9 protein-coding genes and 1 pseudogene are annotated in these 11,249 nt (G+C 39.8%); 5 read left to right on the forward strand and 5 right to left on the reverse strand.

Features of this window, described 5'->3' with window-relative positions; translation table 11 throughout:
- The first annotated feature begins 6 nt into the window (after window positions 1-6).
- A complete protein-coding gene (locus FTV32_RS09885; protein WP_180028546.1) occupies window positions 7-696 on the forward strand; it encodes an FKBP-type peptidyl-prolyl cis-trans isomerase in 690 nt (229 codons plus the stop codon).
- A gap of 73 nt (window positions 697-769) precedes the next feature.
- Here FTV32_RS09885 and murJ read toward each other — a convergent pair whose 3' ends face one another.
- Both murJ and ampD read right to left on the reverse strand, forming a co-directional pair.
- The gene (murJ, locus tag FTV32_RS09890) at window positions 770-2,323 is read right to left on the reverse strand and encodes a murein biosynthesis integral membrane protein MurJ (RefSeq protein WP_180028552.1); all 1,554 of its coding nucleotides are present in this window, start codon (window positions 2,321-2,323) and stop codon (window positions 770-772) included.
- A 68-nt stretch (window positions 2,324-2,391) separates the two neighbouring features.
- On the reverse strand, window positions 2,392-2,961 hold the full coding sequence (gene ampD, locus FTV32_RS09895) for a 1,6-anhydro-N-acetylmuramyl-L-alanine amidase AmpD (RefSeq protein ID WP_180028547.1): 570 nt from the start codon (window positions 2,959-2,961) through the stop codon (window positions 2,392-2,394).
- A gap of 145 nt (window positions 2,962-3,106) precedes the next feature.
- Between ampD and nadC the strand changes: the two genes are divergently transcribed.
- Together nadC and FTV32_RS09905 are read left to right on the forward strand one after the other, a co-directional pair.
- Window positions 3,107-3,952, forward strand: coding sequence for a carboxylating nicotinate-nucleotide diphosphorylase (gene nadC, locus FTV32_RS09900; protein ID WP_180028548.1), 846 nt, complete (start codon window positions 3,107-3,109; stop codon window positions 3,950-3,952).
- Window positions 3,953-4,386: 434 nt separating this feature from the next.
- The gene (locus FTV32_RS09905) at window positions 4,387-6,717 is read left to right on the forward strand and encodes a DUF6351 family protein (protein ID WP_180028549.1); all 2,331 of its coding nucleotides are present in this window, start codon (window positions 4,387-4,389) and stop codon (window positions 6,715-6,717) included.
- 60 nt (window positions 6,718-6,777) lie between these two features.
- On the opposite strand, the gene FTV32_RS09910 is transcribed toward FTV32_RS09905, so the two are convergent.
- Both FTV32_RS09910 and rph read right to left on the reverse strand, forming a co-directional pair.
- The gene (locus FTV32_RS09910) at window positions 6,778-9,009 is read right to left on the reverse strand and encodes a phosphocholine-specific phospholipase C (RefSeq protein ID WP_180028550.1); all 2,232 of its coding nucleotides are present in this window, start codon (window positions 9,007-9,009) and stop codon (window positions 6,778-6,780) included.
- Between the two features lie 306 nt (window positions 9,010-9,315).
- Window positions 9,316-10,032, reverse strand: coding sequence for a ribonuclease PH (rph, locus tag FTV32_RS09915; protein ID WP_035270511.1), 717 nt, complete (start codon window positions 10,030-10,032; stop codon window positions 9,316-9,318).
- Between the two features lie 271 nt (window positions 10,033-10,303).
- Here rph and FTV32_RS09920 point away from each other — a divergent pair, with 271 nt between their 5' ends.
- On the forward strand, window positions 10,304-10,753 hold the full coding sequence (locus FTV32_RS09920) for a PAAR domain-containing protein (protein WP_092767979.1): 450 nt from the start codon (window positions 10,304-10,306) through the stop codon (window positions 10,751-10,753).
- A complete protein-coding gene (locus FTV32_RS09925) occupies window positions 10,746-11,171 on the forward strand; it encodes a PAAR domain-containing protein (protein ID WP_180028551.1) in 426 nt (141 codons plus the stop codon). Before FTV32_RS09920 ends, FTV32_RS09925 begins: the two co-directional genes overlap by 8 nt.
- Here FTV32_RS09925 and FTV32_RS09930 read toward each other — a convergent pair.
- Window positions 11,133-11,249: pseudogene (locus FTV32_RS09930) on the reverse strand (transposase); the annotation flags it as partial. The gene FTV32_RS09925 and the pseudogene FTV32_RS09930 sit on opposite strands and share 39 nt — an antisense overlap.

The raw sequence follows: 11,249 nt of genomic DNA on the forward strand, positions 1-11,249 counted from the left end.
TGAATGATGAAAAAAATCTCTATATTAAGCAGTCTGCTGATCCTCAGCTCTGCCTCATTTTCGGCAAACATTAGCAATAAAAGTACTGAAAAAGATCAGCTCGGATATAGCTATGGCTATGTGATGGGACGCACTAATGCGGATACATTAAAAGATATTAATTTGGATGCTTTTATTGAAGGATTGAAACAAGGCTCAACCGGTCAAAAATCGAGTTTAACCGATCAAGAAATGGCACAGGCTTTAACCAAATACAAAAAGCAAAGCGAATCGAAACAGCTGATTGAATTTCAAAAATTAGCTGCAGAAAATTTAAAATCTGGGCAGCAATTTTTACAAGAGAATGCCAAAAAAGCAGGTATTGTCACACGACCAACAGGGCTGCAATATCAAGTGATTCAGCAAGGTCAAGGCAAAACACCTAAAGCGACGTCTAAAGTGAAAGTTCATTATGAAGGGCGTTTGATCGATGGGACGGTATTCGATAGTTCGATCGCACGTAATCAAGCGGTTGAATTCCAAGTGAGTCAAGTCATTCCGGGTTGGACTGAAGGCTTACAACTCATGAAGGAAGGTGCTAAATACCGCTTCTTTATTCCTGCTGATTTGGCCTATGGTGAGATCGGTTCGGGCGATGCGATTGAGCCGAACAGCACCTTAATCTTTGATGTCGAACTTTTAAAAGTTTTGCCTTAATGTTCACATGACTTATAAAAAAAACATCGCTTCCGCGATGTTTTTTTGTTTTATTTAGGGTCTGGTTGAAACACTAGCCATGTTTTAATTGTCTTGGTCTAAAGCCAGTCGCAAATAAACCCAATACATAAGCAACCACACCCAATACACAGAGACCAAGCACTTCAAATACACGCATCCACGGTGCTACATCTGGGTTATACCAGCTTAGACCATACCATAAAGCTGCGATCATCACGGCGTTACCGACCATAAATTGGAAAAATAATTTTTTCCAATGCGGACCAAATCGGAATATTTCACGCTTGTGTAAATAGAAATATAGCATCCCTGCATTGACTAAAGCAGAACCTGTAGATGACAACGCCAATGCCATATGGAGTTCTTCCCAGCCCATCCATTTGAAGATACCAATAAAAACCACATTGAGAATGGCATTGGCTGCAACTGCCATTAGGCCAACACGTACTGGGGTTTTGGTATCTTGAATCGCATAAAATCCAGGAGCAAAGACTTTAATCAACATAAATGCCAAGACACCACCACTCATACATTGTAATGCCAAAGCGGTCATTTCTGTCGCTCGTGCATCAAAAGCACCGTGTTGGAACAGCGCTTGAATAATCGGTGTAGACAACATAAATAAAGCGATACTGGCTGGGATACCAGCAAATACGATGACACGTGCAGCCCAATCTAACATAGCCTTAAATTTAGTTTGATCCTGTTCCGCTTTACGCGCAGAGAGTGCAGGCAGAATCACCGTTCCGATGGCTACACCAATTAAGCCTAAAGGCAATTCGGTCATCCGTTCTGCTGTATAAAGCCATGACACAGAACCATTTTGCATAAAAGACGCCCAAATGGTATTGAGCAGCAAATTAATTTGTGTGACTGAAACCCCAAACAGTGCAGGCAACATTAATTTTAAAATGCGCTCTACACCTTCGTGCTTAAAATCAACTTTGGGTGGAATCAGGAGTTTTTTGCGCCAAAGCTCCGGAATTTGTAGGGCTAATTGCAAAATACCAGCAAACACCACTGCCCAACCCAATGCCATAATGGGTGTTTCCATATATGGTGACAGCCACAAAGCCCCTGCAATCATTGCAATATTCAACAATACTGGCGCAAATGCAGGTGTGGTGAACGAGCCATAGCTGTTTAAGATACTGCTGGCAAATGCCGTCAGCGACATAAACATCAGGTAGGGAATGGTGAGACGGAATAAGTCGACTGATAAATCAAATTTGGCTGCATCGGCATGAAATCCTGGCGCATAAACATACAATATCGCAGGTGCAACAATCATACACAGCAAAGTTAATGCAGTCATCACGGTAAGCAAACATCCAAATACCCGACTAATTAGGATCTGAACTTCAGCATGGAGTTTGGTGGTTTTATATTCTGTGAGAACAGGAATAAATGCTTGGGAAAATGCACCTTCGGCAAAAAGACGCCTAAAAAAGTTGGGAATACGAAACGCTACGACAAAAGTATCGAAGTCTTTACCTGCCCCGAACACATTTAACAGCACCATGTCTCGAATAAGCCCCATGACACGAGACAACATGGTCATTGCACTAACAATAAAGGTGGATCGCCAAAGCGCCATCATATTCACCACTTAAAAAGATTGACGATATTGTAATAAAACTTCGCTTTTAAATTGTTATTTCATTCGATAAAGCATCATATTTTTCGTTGTTTTAATTGATCTCTAAAATAAGACCATTGAAAATGCGGTCCTGGATCGGTCTTTCGTCCAGGTGCAATATCTGAATGCCCTGCGATATGACTTTTAATTTTAGGATAAGCGTATTGAAGTATTGCCACGACCTCAACTAAAGCTTGGTATTGTTGTTCCGTAAAATCTTGATCATCACTGCCCTCTAGTTCAATGCCAATCGAATAATCATTGCATTCTGGATTTGCCATGTACGTAGAGCGTCCCGCATGCCAAGCACGGTCTTTAAAGTTAACAAACTGTAAAATTTCGCCTGACCTTAAAATCAATAAATGTGCTGAGACCTGCATCCCTTCAATTGTTTTAAAATAAGGGTGTGCATTCCAATCTAATTTATTTTGGAAAAACTGCTCAATATAGCCTCCTCCAAACTGTGAGGGCGGTAAGCTAATATTGTGGATGACCACCAGTTGAATGTCAGTATAGTCTGGTCTTTGATTAAAATTTGGTGAAGCAATAAATCTTGCACCTTGTAATACACCATCTACCACTTGAAGCTTGGGTACATTCGACATGTGTGATCTCAATCCGTGTTTGCAACTTATGACAATTCATCCACGCTCATCTTTGGAAAAGACTTGGACGAAAAAAACAACACCATTACTTGAGGTGCAATGGTAATATATTGCTCATTTTTCTGGTGCCTACAATAGGGATTTTATGAGCATACCGCAATCTTTGCTTGAACAATCAATTCAAATCAATATCCAACAAGCATTGCAAGAAGATATTGGTGAGCGTGATATCACCGCATTGCTGACACCTGAAGATGAACAAGCAACAGCAACCATTATCAGTCGCGAAACGATGATTCTTGCAGGGCAACCGTGGGTGAATGCTTTAATTAAAGCCTATGATCCAAGCGTTGATGTGATTTGGTTAAAGCAAGATGGCGATCAAGTTCAAGCCAATGAGGCATTTTTAAAACTTGCAGGCTCAGCACGCAGTCTGTTAACCGTTGAACGCCCAGCACTTAATTTTATACAAACCCTTTCTGCTGTTGCTACAAAAACGGCTGAATATGTGAAACATTTAGAAGGTTTAAATACCAAACTACTGGATACACGTAAAACATTACCTGGCTTACGTATTGCGCAAAAATATGCGGTGGGTGTAGGTGGTGGTCAAAACCATCGTTTAGGTTTATTCGATGCTTTTTTAATTAAAGAAAACCATATTATGGCTGCAGGTGGCATTAAGCAAGCAATCGAAAAAGCGCATGCCATTGCACCAGGTAAACCTGTGGAAGTCGAAGTTGAAACTTGGGATGAGTTAAACCAAGCTTTAGATGCTGGTGCGGATATCGTCATGTTGGACAATTTCAGCCAACAACAAATGATTGATGCAGTCAAGCATGTGGCTGGTCGTTGTAAATTAGAAGCTTCAGGTAATATTACCATCGAGAACTTACGTGAAGTTGCTACTTCAGGCGTCGACTTTATTTCAATGGGTGTACTGACTAAAGATGTAAAAGCCATCGATTTATCTATGCGCTTTAACGCTTAATTGATTCAATCCTATCTCTCAATAAAAAAGGGGCTTTGCTCCTTTTTTTATTTGCTTAAAACTGTGATGCTACATTAACTTTATCGCAAGAATACAAAAAAATTTGAATTTATATGGTCCTAGTTGATACCCTCCACGCTTTAAGGTTATTTTTTAATCAAAATCATAATATAACTATAGAATGCAAATTAAATCATTAAATTTCAATTATTTATTTGCCTTAATTTTACAATTATTCAATTTTATGTCATGGACATGCTGCTCAATTTTCATTCATAGTGAAGCCAATAAATACAATTAAACCCATGAGTTCGCATTGTCTAAATAATAGGAGGGTGTCAACGCATAGACATGCTGAATGTCAGTGAATAAATAAAAAGAAATGCAGTCATAGGATCGATTGCATCCACCATGTTGTACATTAGGGAAATCACATGAAAACGCAAATGATCTATACGCTTTTAAGCGTCGCGATTAGTAGCAGCTTACTCGTCGGTTGTAAAAGCTCCAGCGAATCTGGGGGGAATTCAGGCGGTGGTAATGGATCACAGCCAACTCCGACCAATCCAACTGATCCTGACAATCCAACGAATAAACTTGAAAAAGAATTCGTGACTGTTTTATCAACTCGCCCTGATCTTGTGACAGATAATGATGTATTGATCGAATTAGACCCATCGATTAATTTTAATGACGCAAATATAAGCATTCATTTAAATGGACAGGACATCAAATCTCGCTTTTCTAATGCTCAGAATAGAGTGCTATTAGATGGATTACAGTTAGGGGAAAATCTACTTAAAATTGAAACACCAAATGAAATTCAAAATTTATATTTAAAAAATTTCAGTACCACAGGCCCTCTTTTATCTGGACCTCAAATTAATCCATGGACCTGTACCAACGGCTCGACTGATTTATTTTGTCGTAAACCTGTTCAATATAATTACTACTATCGGAATTTGGTCGGAACTTTACAGACCTACAATCCTGAGAAACCACCTTCGGCGGGTCTAATTTCCAAAATTAAGACCGATACAGGCGTAGAAGTGCCATTTATCATTCGAGAGGAGGTCGGCTATCAAAATCGTGATGAATATCGGTTTGCTGTATTGTTTAATCCTAATCAGCCTTGGACTGCGCTGAATCCACAACCCCAATTTAATAATAAGCTGTTAGTAACCCATGGGCAAAGTTGCGGAAATGATTATCAGTCTGCAACTGCACCTACCGTGGTTGCGACATCAACTTCTATTTTGCCAGATATTACCATCAAGGCTTTGGGCAAAGGTTATGGCGTCATGTCTACGGCGCTATCCAACAGTGGACATAACTGTAATTTGGCGGTTCAAGCTGAATCAATCATTATGGCCAAAGAACGTTTTATCGAACAATACGGTACTTTAGACTACACGATTGGACAAGGCTGCTCAGGTGGCGCGCTCGCATCTCAATGGGTAGCTAACGCTTATCCAGGTGTATACCAAGGTTTGTTAGTAACGTGCTCCTTCCCTGACGCATGGAGTACAGCGTCTCAGTTTGCTGATTATCATATTATGATCAATTATTTTAAAACAGCAGAAGGCCGCTCTTTCCTCCCTCATCAAATTAACCATATTCAAGGTCATATTTCTGAGATTAATGGTTATGTCAGTGAACTTGCGCAATTCGATGTTGCTCGACCAAATACAATTTGTAACGGAATATCAGAAACACAACTGTACAATGCCACCTCAAATCCGAATGGGACACGCTGTTCAATTCAAGAGGCTGCTGTAAATTTGTTGGGTCTCAGAAATCCAACTGAAGTTGATCCAAATACACAACAGCTTAGACAAATTTGGAGTCCCGTCGAAAATCAACGCAATGTCGGGTTTGCAAACCTGCCAATTGATAATGTCGGAGTGCAATACGGGCTTCAAACCTTATTTGATGGTGTGATCAATGCTGAAAAATTTGTTTTATTAAATGAACGCCTCGGTGGAGTTGATATTGATATTAATCCAATTCCCGAACGGTTATATGCCACGGAGCAAGGTTTAAAAAATGCTTATCGAACTGGTTTAATCAATGTTGCCAATAATTTAGATCAAGTGGCGATTATTGATTGTCGTGGTCCAGATCCAGCGATATTCCATGATGCTTACCGAGCATTCGCGATTAGAGCACGTTTAGACAAAGCACATGGACATCATAACAATCAGCTTCTGTATGGAGGTGATACCATTATGATTGGCGATCTTAAATGTTTAGAAATCAGTTTCGATGATATGAACCAATGGTTGGATCGCGTAAAAAATGATACAAGCAATTTACCTCTGCCACAGAAACTCACTCGCAATAAAGTAAATCTTAACGACTCATGTATCACATTAGGAACGATTCGAAGATCTGGGTTCTGCAATAACCTTCGTGTACCAGTCTATAAAACACCGCGAATGGTAGCAGGTGATCAAATTAGTACCTACGCCAATAAATGTAAACTACAACCACTCACACGTCGTCTTTACCCCAATATTAACTTTACAGATGAGCAATGGACTCGATTACAAAAAGTTTTTCCAGATGGTGTTTGTGATTACACCCAAGATCCTGTTGGGTTTGGTAAAACCTATCCTTGGTTAACATATCAAAATCAAAATGGACAGATTAATGATGTCATTTATGGTGGTAAGCAACTGGATGAAGATCCAAATCGTCCTGAGGAGCTTATAATGCCTCAACTTCCGAAAGGTTGGATCTCTAATTCATTTCGACTGTCTTAATACCTGAATTTTTCAATTCTGAAAAAAGCCGTGAACATTCACGGCTTTTTTACTTCGTGTTTAAGATTTAGGTTGCAATAATCCCATCATAGGATCGGTACATGTATGCTGCCCTGTTTCAATACGTCCAGCAAAACGACGTTCATAAGCCTGCTCCCCCTGCTGTTGGGCGATCACAACATTAAAATCATACCATCCCCAAGACTCCGTTAAATCTAGATGAAGTTCAGCCTCATTCGCTTGAGTTTTGACAGTCCACATTTTTTGATTGTAGTACGCATTGTCCTTGACCATCATCTCCACGGCTTCAGCACCATCATGCCGTATTTTTAAAATTATTTTAGGTTGACAGTCTTCATAGCAAATTCGAATTTCTGGCAAATGATCTCTTTCAATTTGATGGTGAAGATTTCCTTTAAATGCTCGATGATAACCATTTGGTCCAAGTACCCAAAGATCATATTGATCATCTACTAGCTCCCAAACATCCTCAAGCTGTTTCCCTGCCTCCACCATAAAACGTCGAGGAATGGCATTTAAATCTAGTTTGTCATAGACATGGAAAACCGCACCTTGTTCTCCACCATTTGCGAAAATCAATAGTATGTTTCGACTTGCAACCTGTACGCGCGCGCTGGTATGTAATAAATAAGGTAATGCTCGAGAATGACGTATTCCAGATTCTTGCACAGGAAATTGTTGATTTGCTGGGACTGGAACCTTGCTGAGTTGCTCTTGCGAACGACGCGTATTGTCAGCTTCTTGTTTTGTTCTTTGCCCATTGAGTGTTGGCAGAATATTAAAGTTAGGTGTCTTAAAGTCAAACGCCGACGTAAGGTCACCACAGACTGCTCTACGATAAGGGCTAATATTAGGCTCTTGCACGCCAAAACGTTGCTCAAGAAATTGAATAATTGAAGTATGATCAAATACCTGAGAGTTGACCCATCCCCCACGACTCCACGGTGAAATGATATACATTGGAACACGTACTCCTGGACCATACACACCATGCCAGAAGTTTTCATTCTTACCATTTTTAAATTTTAATTCAGGCTGTGCTGTCGAACCTGATACACGTGGGTGATTGAAATATTCATATGATATCTCTTGTTCTGATAACGTGGTTTTACCATGAACTTTAACGATATCACCTGCTTCATTGATTTCTCTTGATGGTGCAGACGGCGATGGTACATGATCAAAAAAACCATCATTTTCATCAAAATTGACCAGTAAAACCGTCTGACTCCATAACTCTGGATCTGCCGTTAAAGTGTTTAACAGTTCTTGAATGTACCACGCGCCTTGAACAGGACTTGATGGTCCCGGATGTTCACTATACGCTGCCGGTGCGACCACCCAACTCACCTGCGGCAATTTACCCTCTAAGATATCTTGTTTAAATTGTCCTAATAAACCGCCGTCCTTAGGCATCGTATTGGCAATCCCCTTATAGAGAGGTTGTCGTTGATCAATACGCTCATCATATTCAGGCGACAAAATATTGGCATGGCTAACTGGCTTACCAGATAATTCATTGGCTTTGCGATATTGCTTAAATCCCGCCAAAGGATTATCCGTAAAATTATCTGGCATATTTTGATAAACCTTCCAACTGATCCCAGCCTGCTGTAATCGTTCAGGATACGTGGTCCAGTCGTAACCGATCATTGATGAACCAATACTATCAAACTCATTGACTACACTCGCGACACCTGCAGCAGTTGGCCCGTTGGTCCCTGTCCAAATAAATTTACGATTGGGATTAGTTCCCGCGTGCATAGCGCAATGATAGGCATCACATAAAGTAAATGCTTCCGCCAACGCAAACTGGAACTCGAGCTCTTGTTTCTTAAAATAACCCATGGATTGAGGTTGTTTATGTTCCACCCAATTACCCATACGCCCACAATCCCAAGCGGCTTGACCATCCTTCCATGAATGAGGTGTGCCCGAAACACGTTGAGCATTGCCCAATGAACTGTCTAGGTGATAAGGCAAAATTTTATTTTTGTTGGCATCATACTGTTCCCACACCGCTCTTTTGCCACTCAATGGAATGGTGAATCGATCACCAAAACCACGTACTCCTTTGAATGTTCCAAAATAGTTATCAAAAGAACGATTTTCTTGAGTCAAAATCACCACATGTTTCACATCTTGAATAGTGCCAGTTTCCACTTTTGCATTAATTGCTAAAGCTTTTTGAATACTCAGCGGAAAACTTGCTAATGCAGATGCACCCAATAATGTCTTGGTCGAATTTAAAATAAAGTCACGACGGTTCATACATTTATCCTGTTTTTATTCTTGTTATGGTTATGGAGCACAGTGGATTTCACAACTTGGATCTGAAGGTTGCGGTTTGGATGTTTGGTTATCATCATCTCCCCCACAAGCTGTTAACAAAATACTCGGTGTAAGGATGAGTATAAAAAAATAAGCTCGCATGTAGTTATCCTTCTCGTTTTATGCGAACTCAGTGATACGCTTTTTTCGTGACGCTGCAATGAAGCTTCAATTGCAAATCTATGAAATAAAAAAAGCACCTCTATCAAGGTGCTTTTTTACAATCAACGCATGCTATCAAATGCATTACCAGCCTAGTGCTTGTTGTTGCTTTTGAATTAACTCTTGAATGCCTTTCTCAGCCATTTCAAGCATTGCGTTACATTGCGTACGCGTGAACGGTTTATCTTCCGCAGTACCTTGAATTTCAATAAACTCACCCGCCTGAGTCATCACCACATTCAAGTCTGTTTGGCAGTTTGAATCTTCTTCATAACATAAGTCGAGTAGTACTTCGTCTTGATAGATACCAACAGAAATTGCAGCCACCAATCCTTTGAGTGGATCTTGTTTGATTTTCTTTTTCTCAAGTAATGAATTCATAGCATCAATCAAGGCTACCGCAGCACCTGTAATAGACGCAGTACGTGTACCACCATCAGCTTGAATAACATCACAGTCGATTGTAATCGTGTTTTCACCCAATTTCTTCAAATCCACCATAGCACGTAAGCTACGACCGATTAAGCGTTGAATTTCTTGAGTACGTCCACTTTGTTTACCACGAGCTGCCTCACGGTCACTGCGTGTATGGGTTGAACGTGGCAACATGCCATATTCAGCAGTCACCCAACCTTGGCCTTTTCCTTTCAAGAAGCGCGGTACTGAATTATCAACACTGGCAGTACAAAGAACTTTGGTATGACCAAATTCAACTAAAACTGAACCTTCTGCATAACGTGTATAGTTTCGAGTAATTTTAACATCACGTAACTGGTCTAATGCACGCTGGTCAATACGCATAATACGTCCTAATTTTTACTTAAAAAAAGATTGGGCACATTATAGCAGATTGATGGCATCTAACTTTGTTATAAGTCCGTGTTTTAAAATTGCAGTTTCATTTAAAAACATACATTGGTTTGAACTGAGTTGAAATAAAAAATGATCAGACTTCGTTTAACGCCCATATGTATAATGATCACTATTCTTGATAATGTGCGATTACATTTTGAAATTTTTCTTCATTCTGTATTTTGTTATTCTTTATTAAATTAGAATAATTGGATCTAGCATGACTAGCCCTATTTTTTTGCATGAACTGCCAGAAGAGCAGCTAAAAAAGCTTTCCCAAGATGATATTCAAAAGATTCACCAAGCAGAGCAACTCTACTGGAATAATAAGCCGTATACCAAAGTTTATGCTGCATTTAATGGTTCTAAAACGAAAAAAGGTGGTTTAGTAAGAGCCTCTACTGATACCTATAAGGTCAAAGGTATTTCTTTAGCTTTAGTAGGTGATGAAGCGATCTACACTGATGGTTCAACAGCAAAAATTATCTCTGGTGCTGGTAGTGCCATCACTGTTCATAATCGATCCGCAGCACTTATTGGCTCCCTATTAGAAAATGGTGATGAAATTATCGATAGTCCAATAACCGCTCATGTCTTACGTTTGTATCATGATGCCGCTTTACCCAAAGATTTCATGATTTCGATGATTGGAGGATCAAAAAGTGTCTAAAGGCTTTGGCATACATGGTTCTACAACAAGTCATGGCGGAACAGTGTTATCCACTCAATCGCGAAGTTCTCAAATGGGAAACCTATTTCTTCGTGCGGGAGATGGTTTTGCTTGTCCAAAATGTAAAACGTGGTCAACTTTGATTAAGAGTAATGACCATGTAATTTTTGATGGTAAAGCAGTCGCTTATGTCGGTGATAAGTTCACGTGTGGTGCTACTTTGATGCCAAAACAAGTTCATGTTGTTGGGACAAGTGGAAATGGTTCTAGTAGTTCGACCATTTCTAATTTGCAAACGACTAATAACCAACTTACTAATAACTTTTTGTCTGACAAAAATAATTTCGATATTGAGTTGAGTAAAATCAGTAAGCTGTCATTAAAAAGTAAACATGTATTCTTTTCCGAATTGGTTTGATACTCTCTCCACCCATTGCTCTATTTTATCAGCTGTCATGACTTGAAAATCTCGCCAATAATATTTCATCTGCTTCCA

Source organism: Acinetobacter sp. YH16032 (assembly GCF_013417345.1).
In the GTDB taxonomy this organism is placed as follows: domain Bacteria; phylum Pseudomonadota; class Gammaproteobacteria; order Pseudomonadales; family Moraxellaceae; genus Acinetobacter.